Annotated in this window: 17 protein-coding genes, 1 pseudogene and 1 other annotated feature; of the genes and pseudogenes, 7 read left to right on the top strand and 11 right to left on the bottom strand. The window is 39.6% G+C overall.

The annotated features are described in order from the left end of the window. Positions 1–87 precede the first annotated feature (87 nt). From UB51_RS08220 to UB51_RS08210, 4 genes are all read left to right on the top strand, one after another. Positions 88–828, top strand: coding sequence for a hypothetical protein (locus tag UB51_RS08220; RefSeq protein WP_160297236.1), 741 nt, complete (start codon positions 88–90; stop codon positions 826–828). Continuing rightward, a complete protein-coding gene (locus UB51_RS08215; protein WP_044876893.1) occupies positions 794–1,270 on the top strand; it encodes a hypothetical protein in 477 nt (158 codons plus the stop codon). The genes UB51_RS08220 and UB51_RS08215 overlap by 35 nt, the downstream gene beginning before the upstream one ends. Before the next feature lie 228 nt (positions 1,271–1,498). Further along, complete coding sequence (locus tag UB51_RS29260) at positions 1,499–1,633, top strand: hypothetical protein (RefSeq protein ID WP_267884730.1); 135 nt, start codon at positions 1,499–1,501, stop codon at positions 1,631–1,633. Positions 1,634–1,636: 3 nt separating this feature from the next. Continuing rightward, positions 1,637–1,880 (top strand) — a binding site (T-box leader). Positions 1,881–1,989: 109 nt separating this feature from the next. Further along, positions 1,990–3,870 (top strand): alanine--tRNA ligase, encoded by a 1,881-nt coding sequence (locus UB51_RS08210; protein WP_044876892.1) that lies wholly within the window; start codon positions 1,990–1,992, stop codon positions 3,868–3,870. Between the two features lie 454 nt (positions 3,871–4,324). Here UB51_RS08210 and UB51_RS08205 read toward each other — a convergent pair whose 3' ends face one another. From UB51_RS08205 to UB51_RS08190, 4 genes are all read right to left on the bottom strand, one after another. Beyond that, the gene (locus tag UB51_RS08205) at positions 4,325–4,966 is read right to left on the bottom strand and encodes an ABC-2 transporter permease (RefSeq protein WP_044876891.1); all 642 of its coding nucleotides are present in this window, start codon (positions 4,964–4,966) and stop codon (positions 4,325–4,327) included. Next, the gene (locus UB51_RS08200; protein WP_044876890.1) at positions 4,967–5,830 is read right to left on the bottom strand and encodes an ABC transporter ATP-binding protein; all 864 of its coding nucleotides are present in this window, start codon (positions 5,828–5,830) and stop codon (positions 4,967–4,969) included. It lies immediately after the preceding gene. A 3-nt stretch (positions 5,831–5,833) separates the two neighbouring features. Beyond that, entirely contained in the window at positions 5,834–6,208 is a 375-nt protein-coding gene (locus tag UB51_RS08195) for a GntR family transcriptional regulator (protein WP_044876889.1), read from the bottom strand. A 1,252-nt stretch (positions 6,209–7,460) separates the two neighbouring features. Further along, positions 7,461–8,522, bottom strand: a complete 1,062-nt coding sequence (locus UB51_RS08190) for an FAD-dependent oxidoreductase (protein ID WP_044876888.1) — start codon at positions 8,520–8,522, stop codon at positions 7,461–7,463. 159 nt (positions 8,523–8,681) lie between these two features. Here UB51_RS08190 and UB51_RS26315 point away from each other — a divergent pair, with 159 nt between their 5' ends. Beyond that, positions 8,682–9,239, top strand: coding sequence for a TetR/AcrR family transcriptional regulator (locus UB51_RS26315; protein WP_052675807.1), 558 nt, complete (start codon positions 8,682–8,684; stop codon positions 9,237–9,239). A gap of 238 nt (positions 9,240–9,477) precedes the next feature. Here the strand turns inward: UB51_RS26315 and UB51_RS08180 are convergent, their stop codons facing one another. The 4 genes and pseudogenes from UB51_RS08180 to UB51_RS08170 form a co-directional block, all read right to left on the bottom strand. Beyond that, positions 9,478–10,428, bottom strand: coding sequence for a hypothetical protein (locus UB51_RS08180; RefSeq protein ID WP_044876887.1), 951 nt, complete (start codon positions 10,426–10,428; stop codon positions 9,478–9,480). After that, positions 10,388–10,576 (bottom strand): sigma-70 RNA polymerase sigma factor region 4 domain-containing protein, encoded by a 189-nt coding sequence (locus UB51_RS29405; protein WP_324607754.1) that lies wholly within the window; start codon positions 10,574–10,576, stop codon positions 10,388–10,390. Before UB51_RS29405 ends, UB51_RS08180 begins: the two co-directional genes overlap by 41 nt. 15 nt (positions 10,577–10,591) lie before the next feature. Beyond that, positions 10,592–10,981, bottom strand: coding sequence for an RNA polymerase sigma factor (locus tag UB51_RS08175; RefSeq protein WP_234405568.1), 390 nt, complete (start codon positions 10,979–10,981; stop codon positions 10,592–10,594). 156 nt (positions 10,982–11,137) lie between these two features. Continuing rightward, positions 11,138–11,860 (bottom strand): annotated as a pseudogene (locus UB51_RS08170) (aminotransferase-like domain-containing protein); the annotation flags it as partial. Positions 11,861–12,128: 268 nt separating this feature from the next. On the opposite strand from UB51_RS08170, the gene UB51_RS08165 reads away from it, so the two are divergent. Then, positions 12,129–12,677 carry a pyridoxamine 5'-phosphate oxidase family protein gene (locus UB51_RS08165; RefSeq protein ID WP_044876886.1) on the top strand — a complete coding sequence of 183 codons (549 nt, stop codon included), beginning with the start codon at positions 12,129–12,131 and terminating at the stop codon, positions 12,675–12,677. Between the two features lie 291 nt (positions 12,678–12,968). Here the strand turns inward: UB51_RS08165 and UB51_RS08160 are convergent, their stop codons facing one another. The 3 genes from UB51_RS08160 to UB51_RS08150 all read right to left on the bottom strand — a co-directional run bounded on the left by UB51_RS08160 (position 12,969) and on the right by UB51_RS08150 (position 16,730). Then, positions 12,969–13,646, bottom strand: coding sequence for a protein kinase family protein (locus UB51_RS08160; RefSeq protein WP_044876885.1), 678 nt, complete (start codon positions 13,644–13,646; stop codon positions 12,969–12,971). Positions 13,647–13,812: 166 nt separating this feature from the next. Beyond that, on the bottom strand, positions 13,813–14,277 hold the full coding sequence (locus tag UB51_RS08155) for a GyrI-like domain-containing protein (RefSeq protein WP_234405642.1): 465 nt from the start codon (positions 14,275–14,277) through the stop codon (positions 13,813–13,815). A 59-nt stretch (positions 14,278–14,336) separates the two neighbouring features. Further along, on the bottom strand, positions 14,337–16,730 hold the full coding sequence (locus UB51_RS08150) for a polyprenyl synthetase family protein (RefSeq protein WP_044876883.1): 2,394 nt from the start codon (positions 16,728–16,730) through the stop codon (positions 14,337–14,339). A 350-nt stretch (positions 16,731–17,080) separates the two neighbouring features. Here UB51_RS08150 and UB51_RS08145 point away from each other — a divergent pair, with 350 nt between their 5' ends. Next, complete coding sequence (locus UB51_RS08145; RefSeq protein WP_044876882.1) at positions 17,081–18,055, top strand: hypothetical protein; 975 nt, start codon at positions 17,081–17,083, stop codon at positions 18,053–18,055. The last annotated feature ends 587 nt before the right edge of the window (positions 18,056–18,642 follow it).

Genomic DNA, 18,642 nt, shown 5'->3' with positions numbered 1-18,642 from the left:
GTATAACACGGCAAATAGCATTACATTTTTGATTCAGACTTTTAAAGCATCCATTCAATATATCGGCTACCGGAACTTGTATTTGTAGTGTTTCATCTCGACCGTTGGTTCTGGCACGAGGGGATCGGCTTCAGCTTCGACTTCATTAAACAGATCCATCGCTATTTGATCAGGATGAGTTTGTTCACTGGACTTAATGCGATCCTTCGTTTTCTTTTGCATGGTATTGTGATTCAATCTGCAGAAGGCAATCAAGTTGTTTTGAAAGCTCATCTGTTGAGACATGCATTTGCGACACATGCGGTTCAAACGGAAAAAATACCGGTCGACATTGTGAAAACGCTGCTCCATCAAAAGGACATTGAGGTGACTTCATACTATTCTGCACCCACAGCTCAACAGGTTTCCGAATCCATAAACTCACTTCACGAAAACTGGATTTCATATGTCGATATCCAAAAGGGGATTCTTAGGGGACCGGAAGAGCTTAAAGAGATTTATGAAGATTACCGCGAAAAGGTAGGAACCATGTCAAAGGTAGTGGGAGGTATATGTACTATTGACTCCGTATGCCCGACTAAAATGGCTTGTGTCGGATGTGGAGCAAAAGTTCCGCGTCCGGAATTTAAAGACGAAATAGCCGCCTTTTATAATTGGGCGGAGGAGAGTGAAAAACGATTTGAGCAGTTGGGTCTACTCCTTGAAGTAAAGAAAATGAAGATCGCAAAAAATAGAGCTAAAAACGAACTTAAGGAAATACAACTGATAGAGAAATCTCAAAGGGATGAGACATATGCGCCGGAAATCCGTATCACCTCAAACAACTGAACTGGAATGGCTTCAAGCATCTTACGACAAGAAGAAGAACCGTTCACTTGAACTTGGTGTAAAAGCAATTGATACGCTTATTAAAGAGGGTAAAACGGTTTCTTACCGAACTGTTTCGGACAAATCAAAGGTTATTGATCCAGAAGGAATAGGTATCCACCAAAACACAATTCGTAAGAACCAAGAACTTCATAATCATTTTCTTCAGTATAGAACAACCAAGGTTTATAATCCGCGCAAAAGGTCATCTAAGCCCTTAGATAATGATCTGGATGCTTTCAAGCACATAAAACAGGATCGCGACATAGATCGAGTCAGACAGCGTTATATGCAGTTAACAAAGCCAGAATTGGTTGATCTACTGATTCGGATGGAACAGTATATTGCATATCAGAATCAGCATTGGCTGAAAAGTGAATTTGAGAAGTTTATCAACGAATGAATCCTATCTCTATCTCTTTAACAAGCAATAACCTTCAAAGAAAAGGGCAGATTAACTAATTTCTGCCCTTTTCAAAAGTGGGGCGAATTTCTGGGGAAAATCCATCATGCCACAAAGGGTTATCACCTCCGCTCCGGAGGCGATACTTCCCCACCCAAGTTTGTTGTACCTCCTGATTATTTCACAGGTAAACAGGAATGTGGAATTGAGGTTGGGGAGAATTATAATTTGGCTAAAGTCAGAGGATGCGAAGCAACCGAATTACCAAAGCTGATGGTAGAATCGACAGACTTATACCTTATAAAAAATAGTGGAATTAAATTGACGGAGCAAGTTGAGTGTGATAGCATTGGTTTAACTTAAAACGAAAAGGCTATGATGAGAAATAGTAGGTATTAGGGATCTCACAGAGAGAAGATGGTTGGTGCGAATCTTCATTGATCTAATAGTGAAGCAGTCTCGGAGCTGTGAACCGAACAGAGGAATCTTAGTAGGCTTCAACGGAGTTCCACCGTTATTCAGGAAACAATATCGGAGATATCCCGTATTGATAGAGTGCAGAGAAATCTGAAATTAGGTGGTAACACGGACATAATAGTTCGCCCTAAGTTGACAAGAAATATGTCAGCTTAGGGCTTTTTTGTTTTATTTCTTCTCGTTTGAATATTTGCAAAATAATTTTCCGAGAATAATTAATAATTGAAATGGAGGTATTGAGCATGGTGAAAATGACACCAGATGAGTTAAGAAAATCATATATTGATTTTATGAAAGGAATAGGGGCTAGCCAAGTGCCCTCTTCTAGCTTGTTACCAGAAAATGATCCCTCAACGTTGTTTACAGGAAGTGGAATGCAACCTATGGTTCCATATTTATTGGGGGAAAAGCATCCGATAGGTAATGAGATTGCTAATATTCAGAAGTGTTTAAGGACAGTGGATATTGATGAAGTAGGAGATACGTCGCATCTGACATTTTTTGAAATGATAGGTCGATGGGAGTTTAAAGCAAATGAAAATAACTATAAGAAAAAGCAAATCGATGCCATTTGGAATTGGCATATTATCGAATTAGGAATTGATCCTGGCAGGCTGTATATCAGTGCTTTTATAGGAAGTGATGATTTGAATATACAGAAAGATACGGAAGCCATTCATATCTGGTCAGAAAAATTTAAATCAGTTGGTATAGAACCTATCATTGAAGATGATCCCTATCAATATGGGGCATCTAGAGGTGGAAAAATATTCTTATACGATGAAAAAGAAAATTGGTGGAGTCGAGCCGGAAGTCCATTGGATATGCCTGTTGGTGAACCGGGTGGGTCTGATAGTGAAATGTTCTATGATCTTGAACCAGGCGGTGATTCACTGGATCATCCTGCTTCTGTAAGCGAGAGGTTTTTAGAAATTGGGAACAACGTATTTATGTGTTACAAAAAAGAAGACACAGGATTTGTAAAAATGCAAAATCCCAATATTGATTATGGAGGCGGATTAGAAAGGGTTGCAACAGCCCTTAATGGTGACAAGGATATTTATAATACGGCTTTCTTCCTTAATCCCAAGAAAAAATTGATGGAGTTAAGTGGTAAACAATATACTGACGATTTAAAGTCGTTTAGAATCATACTTGATCATGTGAGAGCGGCTACTTTTCTAATTAATGATGGTGCGGAGCCAGCTAATAGTGATGCAGGGTATATAACAAGAAGGTTATTAAGAAGGGCGATTCGTGCAGGTAAAAAAATAGGTATACAAGGAAGTTTTGTGGGTGAGTTGTCTGAAGTTTATATAGATGAAGCAACAGCTTATGAGGATTTGATCGGTAATAAAAAGAAAGTTATCGAAATAGTAAATAAGGAAGAAAATCTTTTCTATAGAACTTTACAGCAAGGAGAATTTGAAATACAAAAACATCTTAAGAATAAGGGTAAAGTTACAGGTGCAGATGCCTTTTATTTTTACGAAACATATGGGTTTCCCTTGGAGTTGACGGAAGAGTTTCTAACTGAAAGTGGATATAGCATGGAGGACAAGGCGTCTTATATAGAGGCGGCAAAGAAACATGCTGAAAAGAGCAGAACTGCTTCTGCGGGTAAATTTAAAGGTGGATTAGCTGAACATTCAACAGAAACAACAGCGCTGCACACGGTATCTCATTTATTACTTGCTGGTTTAAGGGAAGTTTTAGGTGATCATGTTCATCAACAAGGAAGTAATATTACTTCAGAACGATTACGGTTTGACTTCAACCATGATGAAAAACTTACGCCAGAGCAAATAGCTGAGGTGGAAAAGTATGTGAATGATGCGATTTCATCAAAAGCAGTTACCTATATTTCAGAGCTGCCTAAAATTGAAGCGAAAGAATGTAATGTTGAAGGGAATTTTTGGGATAAATATCCGGATATCGTTAAGGTGTATACAATCAAAGATAACGAAGGGAAAGTTTGGAGTCGAGAAGTATGTGGAGGACCTCATGTAGAAGATACAACAAACTTAGGAAAGTTCAGTATTAAAAAAGAACAATCTTCTGCTGCTGGAGTTAGAAGGATTAAAGGAGTAATTAATAAATATTTCCAGAACGCGGAACAATAGCTGATGTTTTAGGATTGCCATTTGTAACAACGTTATGAGTTGCCGGGAATCCAGGATGAATGATAAATCCGGCAATCGAAGAGGGTTTGGTACCGGAGCACAGTATTCAAAGAAAAAGCAATTCGGATTAAATCCGAATTGCTTTTTTACTGCAAGAAAGGGGAACTTATAAAAAACAGAACGAAAATCATTAAATCGATTTATAGACATATGTACAAAATACTAGTTTTGTGTATTAGTCTAGACAATGGCAGCCGTTCAATTGCCATGTTGACTTATGGGTCTTCCCTTTCGGTTGCTTGGTATCCCCATCATTTGGTACTTTAATCAAGAAAAAGGGAAGGTGATTATATTGAAATGGCTGATACGACGTGTCCATAATTAGTTGGTTATGGATTTCGCTTGTATTTCTTAACTTTGTTTTATTATCGGCAACACGAATCCAATTTCTAAACTACTTAAACTCTTTATTCCGATGAATGTGGACTGAAACAAAGAATGATATGATAAACAGGATTATTGCCGTACACGATGACACCATACTGACTAACGGGTGACGAAGCTCCATGCCTCCTGTAACAGGCGCCAGTAATGCGGCAAGTACCAGCATAATCCCTATAGCGCCAAATCCCGAAAAGAATACGACGAGTTCATTTTTTTCCGTACCGATCCTCAGCATTATTGGATACATCAAAGCCACTGATGTGATCGACAACGTAAGTCCGAATCCAAAACTATATATCACAGCCCGAGAATCGAGTTGCAAACCTACAACATAGACAACTGCAAGAGTAAGCAAACTCATCATCACTCCAAAGAGGATCAGTATGGAGAATGACACGTACTTCGCCCCAATAATAGTTCGGCGTCGGATCGGTAGCGTCAGTTCAAATTTGTTCCATCTGGAGGTTTCATCCACTCGCAGCGAGGTGCCAGTATTGGCAATAAACAGGAATATTTGTATGCCAAAAATCATCGAAATCATCGTCGTATCCTTGAGTACCAAAGGAACCAATGCTAAAAAACCGGCTATTACTAAAGCTAAGCGGATATTGCTTGCCATAGAATAAAAATTGTTGCGGATTAGTCCCCTCATTTATTTATCCCCCTTGACCAGTAACAGCATAATTTCATCAATGGTCACATCATCGACGATGATTTCATGATGCTTCTTGGCAAAACTCCCTTTGTTAGAGATCAATACATCGATTTGTAGTCCTCTTTTCCTGTATGCAAGATACTCTAACTTGTCAAGATTCTGAAACTGCTCCACTTTGCAACGGGCAATTCCATATTTGTACAACAGCAAATCTTTTTGCTCTGTTAAAATGATTTTGCCATTGTGAATAAACGTGATATAATCTGCAATTTTTTCCAAGTCACTGGTAATGTGTGAAGACATGAGAATGGAATGCTCTTCATTTTCCACAAACTCTAAAAACAAATCTAGCATCTCTTCTCTGACAACAGGGTCAAGGCCGGAAGTAGCCTCGTCCAACAGCAGCAGTTTTGCTCCATGCGACAAAGCCACTGCCACGGCTAGCTTCATAGTCATGCCACGTGACAGATCTTTTATTTTTATGTGAGCAGGCACCTGAAGTCTGCGGATTAGATTCCGGAAGAGATCGCCGTCCCATTTTTGATAAATATCATTAAACACCGCAGCTAACCTGTTGGCAGTTAGAGCCTCGGGGAAATTAATTGCATCAAACACAACCCCGATATTGTTGAGGATGTCAGTTCGTTCCTCCGTCATTTCTTCGCCAAAGATTTTGATCATCCCGCTGTCTCGCTTGACCACATTCAAAATTGAACTAATGGTCGTCGTTTTGCCCGCCCCATTCTCTCCCACAAATCCCATGATACTTCCTTGAGGAATGGAAAAAGAGACATTATCCAAACTAAAATTGGAACCGGGATAGGTCTTCGAAAGGCTTTTGACTTCTAAACAATAATTCATCGACTAGTCCTCCCTGTAATACAACTTTAAAAGCTCTATGAGTTGTTCTAAATTTATCCCGCTAGTTCGTGCGGTTTCCGTGGCCAACCTTAAATATTCTTCAATTATTTTCTGCTGTTCTTCTTGGATAAAATTTCGATTTTGTGCGGAGATAAAACTACCTCGTCCAACCGTCGTTTCAATAAACCCATCACGTTGCAAATCTTCATATGCTTTTTGCACCGTGATCACACTTACATGGATCGTCTTGGCGAGCGAACGCATAGATGGAATTGGATCGCCTGTTTTTAATTCTCCTTTCATCACCATCGCTTTGATTTGTGAAGAGATTTGTTCATAGATTGGCTTACTCGTATTACTGCTGATAACAATTTCCAATTAAGCTCACTTCCCGTAAGTGTACTTACCGTTCAAGTACATTGTATATCAATACAGTACAGTCTGCAATAGAGGCTGCCGGAATTGATAGTCCCCGTGCCTCCTCTACGTTTTCAACTCGTACGCGCTGGAAGACTGCAACGGCAGAAGATCGTGGCTTAGACGGTTAATTATTTTAATGGTTTTACCGGGCAAATCAGATTCTCATATTGAACATTTTGTTTACTATTCATCCAATAATGAAACTCTATTGCCTTCTCCTCTTCCTTTTCATTTGGTATTTTTATCAAGAAAAAAGGAAGGTGATGTTAGTTGCATTTACTTTCATCAAACGAATAGTTTCCTTATTTATGCTACTACTTTTGGTACACTTGGATGTTATGCAATTACTTTTAGTTCACATAATTTGTGAATCTAAAATAGATGCATAACCCAAAAATCCTTATAGAATAAGGGTTCCAATGCAACTACTATTGGTACAACGGACACCAACCAATAATTATTCGTCAAAATAGAATTTTACGTAATATTGATCGAATCGGTAGCTCCTAACTGTGCTCTATTCCTTATCCTATTATTGAATTACTTTTAAAGCTAAATAAATCTGGTTTAAAAAAGTAAACACAATAGAGAATCTTGTCTTCCGATTCTCCCCTTCTCTAATTTTTAATGAGGCTCGGCCTCCTGGAAGGTTAGTCGCTTTACTCTTGTTACAATGCGGAATGCAAAAGGCTTAAAACCGCAGAAAATAAAAAAACCGGCAAGTGCCGGTTTTCTCCTTTCCCCTGTTCTTCATTATTTATCTTTGATCTAATTTTAAAGGCTATACTAAAAGCTTAAGGTTGATAAATAATAATTATGGAAAAGGAAGTTCCTATATTCTCTGTGAATTATAGATGATAATTGGATATTTATGTTAAAATAAATATGAAATTATTATGCTTTAGGTTTTTTGGTACCCTAAAAAAAGCCCTCAACTTAGTGAATATTGTTTTGTGTAATGGAATTTCAAGGGGAATTGTTATCTCACATTTTTGGAACTTCTTATTAGTGGCTGGTTTTTTAGTTATCTTATTGCCATTTTTAATTTCTTAATCAAACTATCCGAAAGCTTCAGTAAAAAATTAAGTGCATATATTTCAATCTTCCGATGCGTAAATTCGGTTAGATGCAGATAGTTATATGACTTATAAGCAACAAGAAGAATAAAACAGAAAAACGTGTCACCCATCTTAGTGACACGTCAGTATTACTATGCCTTTAGCAATTCAGGATTTTGAGATTGTGTTTGAATAGCAGTTGTAACTGGTCGGCGTTCTTGTTCATATTGTTCAAATGCCTCAGTAATCGTCTCACATGAAGCTAATGCATCAGCGATTGCTTCAGCATCTTGAATAGCAGAGTTTGCACCTTGACCTAGCGTTGGCAACATTGCATGTGCTGAATCACCAAGTAATGTAATACGGCTTGTACTCCATTTCTCAAGTGGTTGTCTAAAATATAACGCGCGCGACATTACTGGATATTCTAATGAATCAAATAATCGCACAAATCCTTCTTCAAAATGTCCTACGTGTGATAGAATTAGCTCTTTATCTACAGATTTTGACCATGACGCATCTTGCGTCGGATAGATCATATCTAATGCAACACCATTGGCGACTGGAATAAGGAACGCAATTATATCACCCTCTTGGTACATTACAACACGTTTTTCTTCCACTAGATGTTTGGTTTCCTCATAACTGAAAATAGTACGAATTGAATGGGCCCCACAAAAGATCGGTTCATCATTACTAAAGATTTTACGCGTATTTGAGTGAATACCGTCCGCTGCAATCACTACATCTGCCTGTACAACTTTCCCATTTGTAAACCGAATCTCTACATGATCTTCATGCTCAATCATAGACTCACATTTATGATCTAAATGAATATATTCACTTGATAACGGTGTTAATAGGGTATTTAATAAATGTGCACGATGGATAACACGTGGCTTGTACCCTTCTAAACTATCTAAAGTCAATAAATCTAATCCACTTTTCGGGCCATCTGCTATTAATTCACCTTTTGCTGTTAACATATCAAGTTTTTCAACAGTTTTCCCTTTTTCTTCACATAACTCACCTAAACCCCATTTATATAATAAATGTTGCGTTGGTGGATGCATAACAATTCCAGCACCTACTTCAGTTAACTCTGGTGCTTGCTCATATATATGCGCTTGAATACCACGTTTGTGTAACGCTGTTGCTGTTGCTGCTCCGCCAAGCCCACCGCCAATAATAACTACCTTTAAATCATCCTTCATATTAGCTACACTCCCTTAAAATATACTTAACAGCCTATTTTATACACGTGTATATTTTTTGTACTGCTGTAGTTTATATGATATAGTGTATAACTTATGTAGGCAACGAACAGTATTTCGAAAATGTCGATTAACTAGACACGAAGGAGATTTTGCTGAATGGATAACAAAAAGAAAGAAGACTTACGCGTCATGAGAACTAGAAAACTCTTAGTTCAATCATTATTTACTTTACTAGAACGTCATTCATTTCATACTATTTCTGTAAAGGAAATTTGTGAAGAAGCTATGGTTCATCGCACAACGTTTTATACGCATTTTGATGATAAATATGATTTAATGGCTTATGGATTACAAAATATAGCCAAGGAATTTCAATTTATTGAGGGTAATATTCGTGAAAACCTGATTAAATTATTCAACATGTCATTGAAGTATAAAGCACTATTTTCACAATTGTTAACAGAAGAAAAGGATTCTTTAAGGTACATCATTATGAAAGAGATGAATAAAGGGGTTAAAAATGTTATTCAAGATGAAAATAGTAATCAAATCCTATCATTCTCTTCAGAGATCGCTTTAGCTGCCTTTTCCGGTGCATCATTAGGCGTACTCAATTGGTGGGTGAATGAAGGAAGTAATATTAGTGAGCAAGAAGCAAATGAGGAAATGAAAAAAATATTTAATTGGGATTATATAGAGAAAACTTTAAAATGAACTTATTCAAATAAGTAATCTGATTTACTAATCTCATTAATACGAAAAACACTTTTATCTTCAATAATCGGGGCCGATTAAATGAGTGTCTAGAATAAAATTTATATTGGCCATCTATTTCGTTGCCTTGCGCCCGAAACGGTCCAATCATAAAGCATGTAGCCGGTCCCTGCCAAAAGGAAAAACGGGAATCAACCCCAATTAGCTTTGGAGAAGATTCCCGTTGTTTTAATATTTATTATTCCAAATAGCCTTCGGCAATTTTCATCAAAGTTTCTTTGCTTACTTTATTTATGTCTCCACGTAAAGTATAGGCGTATTTTACCTTTTTGTCTGGGCTCTCGTATACCCATTTCAGCTCGTGCGTCTGCGAAGGACCATATTCTGTATGCAGCATTTCTACTCCCTTCACTTGAACCTTCTCCTGCTTAAATTCAACGTTCTCGTCAATATACATTGTAGGATCGCTCTTTCCACTCAGATTAGTGATATCAACCCCGATTTCATCTTCGCCATTTTGATACGTAGCAAAGAGAAGGAAAAACTGATCTGTCATTTCAACCGGCATCATGGCATATCCCTGATTGGATTCTTCCGCCTGCTTTCTCAGCTTTTCTGCCATTTTCTTTTTTTCTTCCGAAGAAGGAGGATTCACTTCCTGAGCATTTTTAAAGATTACGTCCGCCTTTTGGAATGTATAATTTCCATTGACTTTGTCTGCGATCTTAATGGATTTATCCGTAATCTTATCGCGCAATTGAGAAAGATCTTGGAAGATAGTCACCTTCGTTCCAAGAATTGTTTCATGATTCGGGTTATTGGCAACCATATAGAACAGCCCAGCTTCCCCGTTCTTTAGCACCTTATCCTTAAGTTCATAAAATGCCTTGTAACGCTCTACCTCATCTTTCGATTCTGTTTTTCCGTAATCTTTCGTCGATTTAGTCTCATATACGACTTCGCCATCCTTGTTGTTCAAAGAATGATATTGAACTGCCGCATAACCCGTGGAGGCCATTAACATCATCCCTACAAACGCAGTCAAAGCAACTTTATATTTCACAAAAAACCTCTCCTTTTCTTTTGGCTTAGCATGTAGTATTCTCATTACTTTTCCTGTCAAGTCGGCGTCGGGAATGCGCGGGTCATCAAACAGTTTTTTCAAATCCCGATCCTTGTCCATATTCATACACTCCCACTCCCTTCACTTGAGCATAATACTTTCGAAATTTTGCAGATGTACGTTCGTATTTTTTACGAAGGCTGGCGCTGTTTTTGCCGAGAATCAAACCGATCTCCTGGTAGCTTTTATCCTCGACACAACGTAAGATTAACAAATTACGCTCTTCCGCCTATAATTTCGCCATGGCCTGATGTACGGATTCATCAAAATAGTTGGCTTCAATATGCAAATCGACATCTTTATTTTCTTTGTCATCCTGGTAAAAGAAAGGCATATATTTCACCAGCTTTCGCTTACGGATGATGTCGATACATTGATGATAGGCAATCTTGTATAACCAGGCGCCAAAATTCATCTCATGCTGGGTAAATTTCTGCAAGTTGCGGAATGTCTTCAAAAATACTTCCTGTGCGTTATCCTCGGCTTCGGCATAATTGCCTAGCATATGATAACAATAGAGAAAAATCGGTTTTTGATAGACCTCCATGATTTCCTCAAATTTTTCTGTCCTCCCATTCAACACATCTGTAATGATCTGATTTAACTCCGCATCATTCAAGCCGTCTCCCCCCCTTTCACTCTATACAACGAACAGCTCGACCCAAAATGTGACAGCAGGTAAAATAACTACAATCTAAAACGAGCTTCGCAAGGAGCTTGTTCGGTTCGATTCCGTAAATCCAATTCCGTTAGGATGCGCCGATTGCTCCCCTGGCTTGTCCATAATCGGAAGATGACGGTAAGTTAGCTCCCGTACCCTGGCTAGTTGAGCAATTGCCTCGACAGATCCAACGATAGCCGAAATACGAATGCCTGGAGCAATCATTTTAGAAAAACTCATGAGGTACAAGGTATTGTTAGGTTCCTGGCTAATCAGCGTTGGAAGTTTGCTCCCCACGATATCGAAATTCACTATCATAATCGTCCTCAATGATCCAAGATTGTTCTTGAACGGCCTTATGTAGCAATTGTTGCCTGCGCGGCTCCGACATAACGACCCCGACTGCGCACTAGTGCGAAGGGGTCACAAAGGTCAGTTTGGATTGTGGGGGAATACGCTCAACCACAAGACCATACTTGTCAACGGGAACGGACACCACATTCATACGCTGATATTTCATCGCCATCCAGGCAACTGGAAAACCGGGATCTTCTACAGAGACAGTGTCCCCATCAGATAAAAGCGATTGTGCGATTAAGTCAATGCTGTGCTGAGCTCCTGAGGTCAACAGAATCTGATTTGTTTGGATATGGATACCTCGTTCAAGTGATAAATAACGCTGAATTTGCTCACGTAATGGTGTAAAACCATAGGGATTACCGTAAGCCCAGCTTGATAAATCCTTTCAGCCGATGCGTGTAGAAACGATTGTCGCCAGTTCTTTTGAAATTGGTCATCCAAATAGGGTTCATGGGGACTATTATCAATAGTGACTTGATTCCATTTACTAACCGGTTTCTTATCATTACGAATTACTTTCATCATCGTGCACACCTCCAAATAGAAGCTCCAACCATCTAATATTAATTATGGATTGTTCATAACTGTGATGTTTGGATATTTAACCACACTCCATTCATTGATATACTATCGTAATAACGCTGGTATTTGCAATCTGGGGTCGTTGCCGCACTCTAGAAGACTATCGGAGTTAAGACAATTGGAGTGGGATGAATATCTTATGAGTGAAAGGAGAGATTTTGAAATGGATTCGGTTCGTTACAAGATCAGGGAATGCCAGGATCAGGAGAAAATCGAAAGTTTCCTTCACCAAGCGAGAACTGGGTATCTTGGATTGGTTGATGGGAACCTGCCCTATGTTGTACCGCTTAATTATGTATGGACTGAGGGGAAGCTCTATTTTCACGGAGCTGGAGATGGAAGACGTAATCAGGTCATGAGTGAAAATCCTGAGGTATGTTTTACGGTATGTGAGGAATACGGAACCATTACGAATCCGGTACCTGCCAAAACAGATACGGCTTATATGAGCGTAATGATATTTGGACAAGCAGCGTCGATCACAGATTTGGATGAAGCCACCCATGTACTTCAGGAAATGATCAATAAATATGTACCCGGCTATTATAACCGCTCCTTGCCCAAGCAGCATGTGGAAAAGTATAGGTCGGCTGTATTCGGCGGACCGGTTCAAGTTTACCGGGTAATTCCGCACCATGTAACAGCAAAAGAAAGTCCTATTGAAGCAGAAAAAATGTATAGGACGGGCACGAATGTCGGACGAGAAATTTAACGACAAGATACGGTTACGACACGCGCTACGTCAATTCCGCTCTTCGGCAGCACACGCGGTCTCTGCTTTATCTAGCCATGCCGAAAGAGCATCCAAAATGTGGCGACTGTGCTCCAATCGGATGATATGGCGGCTAGAGGTGCATCGGTGGGAAGTATTTGATGCTTACTTATATATAAATTAATGCAAGAAAGTCATCAGTGAACGCCTGATGACTTTCTTGCATTAATAACAATAATAATCGAACGCATATCTAAGGTCTGTTGACTATAAGTCACATCAACCAAGTATCTATCTTCTAAAAAACAGTCTACTAATTCGATCCGCAAATTCCTGTAAGTTTACGCTAGATGGATCAAGACGGTAATATCCGTTTCTCACCGCCTCCAGCATCCAGAGCGGCAACTTTCTCCCCTCTAGTAGTGGATAGACGTTGTCGTACGCCCAAACGAGATGCTCCCATCTCTTGTCGTTTCCGATCTGAATATATTCAGACACGTCGAGCACTTTACCACGACCGTCCTGCAGCAGTACATTTTTTAAGTGAATATCTCGCGGGTTAAGGCCTTTCTCCCGAACAAACGATCGTGCTTCCTCAACGTCATCGATAACTTGCTTGGGGACTGACACACCCAAGAGTAAACAGTCGTACAGCGTTAACCCACGTTCGTAGCTAATCACGACATACCGCTCTCCAGCTCCATAAAACATGGGATAATAGGGGCTCCCCACTAATGCACGGTAGACTCCAATCTCTGCTTCCTTCTTAGGAAGCGCCTGTGTCGCATATAGCTTGTATGCGTAAGCCGGCATAGGTTCATAGACAAATACAGCGGCATCGGTTCCGATTCCGATGCATTGCAGATCTTCCGATTCACCTTTAATCGTCACCGGGTGGTTTTCACCGTGCTTAATAACTTCCATATATGACAGGGCTGTTTCAGCCTGCTTCCATTGTTCGTTATACATGAGCTACCTCATTTCCCGCGTTCTCTTGTCCACAATTGGCAACCGAAATAGATTCTTGACTTGTGACAAGAGTCTGTTTCGATAAGATGAAAAAGCCACGATTCTCCCGGTTTGAATCGGTACATATTCTTGTCATCCGACATTTGTTGTTGGCACCTATTTACGCTTACAAGGGCAAATAAATATTTATAGTGCTATCCTCTTGCTCAAGAGATTCCATGTGAGCCCAATACTCGAAATCAAAAGACCGAGAACTGGCTATGCATTCATCACGAATTGAATCATACGTTTCTCCTATTTGGGATTCAGGTCCCTTATGAGTAACCTTCACATATTTTCCAGCCGGTATTGTATGCCGAATTAATCCCTCGGGAATATGGGCAAAATCGTCGACTTCTACCGCAACAATACTTACGAAAGGAACATCTGGCGTCCATTCTCCGTCCGGGTAAACTTGGACTAAGTAAATCCCGTCATCATCTAAACGATTTGCAATCTCATGACGCTTTCCAAAGAGTTCTTCGCGTAACCTTACGACAATTCTAGTTTCAAGATCTTGAATTAACGACGCCGTTACAGAGTAACCAACCAGCTTCGTTTCATTACGTTCCAGCGTTTGCACTTGTTCCATTTTCACTTATGACACAACTCCTTATTCATAATTTAGTGAATTTTCAACAGTAATCTTTTTTAACGATCTCGATTAACAATATAATTCAATAAATGTTTCAGAAAAACGATATTTCGGGGCATCTCTTTCAATGCTTCCATGGCAAGGCAGTAGTGTTCCCACATTTCTTTCCTAGCACCTTCCTGACCAAGGATGGACACAAAAGTCGAATTGTTGTTTTCAACATCCTTTCCAGTGTGCTTACCGAGTAAGAGCAGATCTCCTTCCAAATCTAGCAAATCATCCTTAATCTGAAAGGCGATGCCTGCATGATAGGCGAATTTCTTCAAAACCGTGATTTCCGGCGCCTTAACCTCAGCGAGAATGGCAGGCATAACCAGAGAAGCCTCAAACGCAATTCCGGTTTTGTAAAAGCAGATCATATTCAATTGTTCCAGAGTCAATGCTTTTCCTTTGGAATGTAAATCCATCGCCTGTCCCATACACATATCTTCTGCCTTTTGGGCCGAATATTGCATCAAGGTAAGCACGGTTTTAGCATCGAAATGGTCTAGTGACGATTGTTCCTCAATTGCCTTCTGGATCAGAAACAGACCGGTTAATTCCGCAGTAGCACTATCATGCACCTGATGCAAGGTTGGACGCCCTCTACGGGTAGACGCATTATCCTGGGATGGAAGATCATCGAAGATCAAGGAGGCAGTATGCATATATTCCAATGATCTCAGAACCGGCACGATTTCCGATGCCTCAAGTCCATATTCGTTTACGCCCATAACCCAAGTTAATATAGGACGTATACGCTTCCCCTCCCCTTCGAGACTGTAATTTGCAGCATCTATAAGCGGCTCTTTCATCGGCGGAATCCCTTTATCTTTGGGAATCTGTAATATGTTATTGACCTGATGGCGGACAGTTTTAATCATCTCGAAAAAGTCTTTCTTTTCCTTCCGGTCGTTTTTTAGATTAGTAATCATCTGGTCCCGAAGCAGTTTATCGAAGAAATCCACATCATCCGCTTTTAGAACCATATGTTGAACAAGCCGATTGAATTCCGGATTTCCGGAAGCAAATACCTCCATAATTTCATTATACTTTTCAGTACCTATACGTTCTTTACAACGTTTTAGACCGTTGATTGCACGACCCAGTATCACCTCACGGGTCTTGGCATCGGAGTGATACACGTTATGGATCAAATACGAGATGACCGTCCAGTATAATTCAAAGGGGTTTATTAGATCCGAACGCAGATTATGGTATTTTAAATAATAGGTATAGGGTGTTACCGCACCGTCTTTCATATCGTCAAACATATCCGCAAAATCATCAGCCAGCTGATTGTAGATGCCATAAAAGAATGTTCGATTATCAAAGCCCTCATCTACAGGCGCACTAATTACGGAGCGGACAATCAACCTTGAAGAAGACGATTTTAAAATGATTGGTATAAAAAGCTCTTCATTGGTGTAATCAGCATGGGATAGATCCTTTACACGGTCCATTTCCTGAGAATGAAAAAACACATAGGACTGCTCGAAAAATGTTTTCTGTGTTTCCGGTCGCTGATGGTCTTTAATATACTCAAAAGCATCCCGGAGTTCCGAATGTACGTATTGAATCATATCCATGTTATTTCTGGCCCACTCGCCCAGTTCCGGCACAGATCCAGTGAGAAGCGCGGTACGTATCATACGGGAAAAGTGTTCTTTCTCTTGAGCCGTTAAGACCCCAGAATCGAGAAGATCGTCAATGAAAGGATAGGCCAGACCATAGGAATAACCAAGCCTAATGGCTTCACCAAGTCTCAGTGCACGTTCCGCAGGCGATATTTCATCGTCCATCTCTTCAACCGCATGAAGAATAACCCCAATAATGATCTTGATCAGCTTGCGCTGGGCATGCTCGGCATTCATTTCCTTCGGTAGATGGGAGGATACGGTACCAAGTTTGTTAATCACCCAGATCATGTCGGTTTCGATGCCTTCCTTCTGGGCCTTCCGATACAACCCGGCCAAACTCATAACCTCTGGTGGGTTCCCCCCGTTTGTTGCAGTGGAATGAATCAAGTGATTTTTTATATCGGCAACTACTCGCTGAATTCTGGTCTGTGTGTCAGGAGAATCAAGAGCTTTACCCAGATCCCTCATGTAAATATAGGAAACGCTTCGATCCAAGTAATCATCCAATTTCCCTGTATAATTCAGCCATTGGATATATCTATGATAATCCATAGAATCAGGTTTTCTCTTTCTCCTCGAAAAAAAAGATAGCCATGAATGATGATGAATATGGTTCCTTTTCCACAATTGGAAATCTTCTGTCAGTTTAGGCACATAAGTCTTTTCCATGAGCTGCACAGAAAGTGATGCAAAATACTGAGCTGCCTTCTGCTCAGCTAGCCGATACCATGTATCGGCATGATCTCTAAATTCCTCATTCATACTATGCATTACCTCAACTTCTATTTTCGTTATACCTGTATCCGTTAGGGAAGAAAGAGATTCTCCATGAACGGAAACTGATTTGAATTCATGCCGTAACAAATTCGTCGGATCATGTTCATTCCTTATACGGGAAAGAATCATTTTGGTTACGAAATCGTTATGAAGGTAATGGAATTGGTATTAACATCAACAATATATCCTAAAAATCCTAAATATGGTGTATTATTGAATTCTGAAAGTGGATTTTATCATGATTTCAAAAGGCAGGTGAAGATTATCGTTGTATGACTTTTTGGTTGGGTATTAATTAACCACATTGAGTATAAATAAAAATTATAAGTTAAAAGGAGATTCACATGACAATATCACAGTTTCTAATATCAGGGCATTTATATGCACATGTTAAATGGTTTATAGATGATGATGACTGGAAATCCCAGCCGCTAAAAATGATAATCACCCCTGCTTTTTTGTTCTGGCTTGGTATAACCTTACTAGTCCTGTTGTTAGCAACGATCATCAACCAACAGATTGAACGTAACAGATTTGTTAGCAAAATTTTAAGTTTCTTGAATCGCTTTTATTGCTATCAATTGACGATCTTCCGGATTGGGATTGGATTAGGCTTGCTGTTGCAACTCTGCACAGGCTCGTATATAGCACCTACGTTTATGCTAGATTCTTGGTGGGCATACGCAACACTCACCGTTGCCATCTTAGGACTATTTCATAGACGGCTACTTCCTCTGAGTGGATTTGCAATCGCTTTCTTGTATCTAAAAGCAGTGTTTCAATATGGTCTGTTTCATTCACTTGATTACTTTTTCTACGTCGGAATTGTATATTATTTATTCGCAGTGAACAGCAGATTGAAATCATCAGCGATGCCGGTGCTGTACACTCTTACTGGTATATCCTTAGCTTGGCTTTCCATGGAGAAAATGACGATGCCTGGCCTTTCCCAGTCGCTGATCTATGAGTATAAGATCCCAACATTTGGTTTTATTATAGAAGAATTCGTGTTAATATCTGCTTTTATTGAACTAGCTCTAGGCTGGGTGCTCATTCTGGGGATCATGAACAGATTCACTGCGCTGATACTTACTGGAATATTTTTGCTTACTACGACGGTATTCGGGTTCACGGAGGTTGTCGGCCATTCGGTCATTCATACCTTACTTATCATGTTCTTGATTGAAGGAAAGGGACAACCTAAAGCACTATATCAGTTTCATCAACCGATGTGGCTTCGCTGTCTGTTTGTGGTGGTAAACTTTTGTATGCTGTTGGGTTGTTTGATGACGATCTATATTTGGATGCAGCAGTTTTAGAACAGATTCGCTGTGTAAACGCTATCAAAATGGAGTTGACTTGATATACGATTGTATTGATCGTGAAACTATTTACTCCAGCCAGAATTCGTCTAAACTGCTGCTCAGTTGAGATTAGTCTGCCATGTGGGACTTGTGAAATAAAAAATCGGTTTATATGAGATGATCAATTCTGATATTCCCATCAATTGTCCAATGCAAGACGATCTCATTATAGACAGTCTACATCTTCATTGAAGCACAAATCCACTCTCCAAAATTTCTGCTTTAGTTTTACCTTTCCCCTCGGCTAGCCCACTTACAAATTAGATTATTTAAAAAGTGATATTTAAAAAATAAAAAAGAACACCGGTTAACTTTGAGCAAGCCCAAATTAACCAGTGTTCTTTTTTAAAGATATCCTTTGCTGCAATCAAACCAAGCGAATGAAAGCGCTCAGCATCCATATCAATCTTTTTTTCATTAAAATTTCCTCCTTAATTATCAAACTAGGATATAGTACGTTTTACTAGATTAAATGGTTCATATTTCCACAAAAAAACTTATTCCGTCTTACTCACCAAGACAGAATAAGACGTGTGACTTTC

The organism is Paenibacillus sp. IHBB 10380 (assembly GCF_000949425.1).
Classification (GTDB): Bacteria; Bacillota; Bacilli; order Paenibacillales; family Paenibacillaceae; genus Paenibacillus_AQ.
The sequence above is the reverse complement of the archived record's forward strand: the minus strand, read 5'-3'. Positions and strand labels throughout refer to the sequence as shown.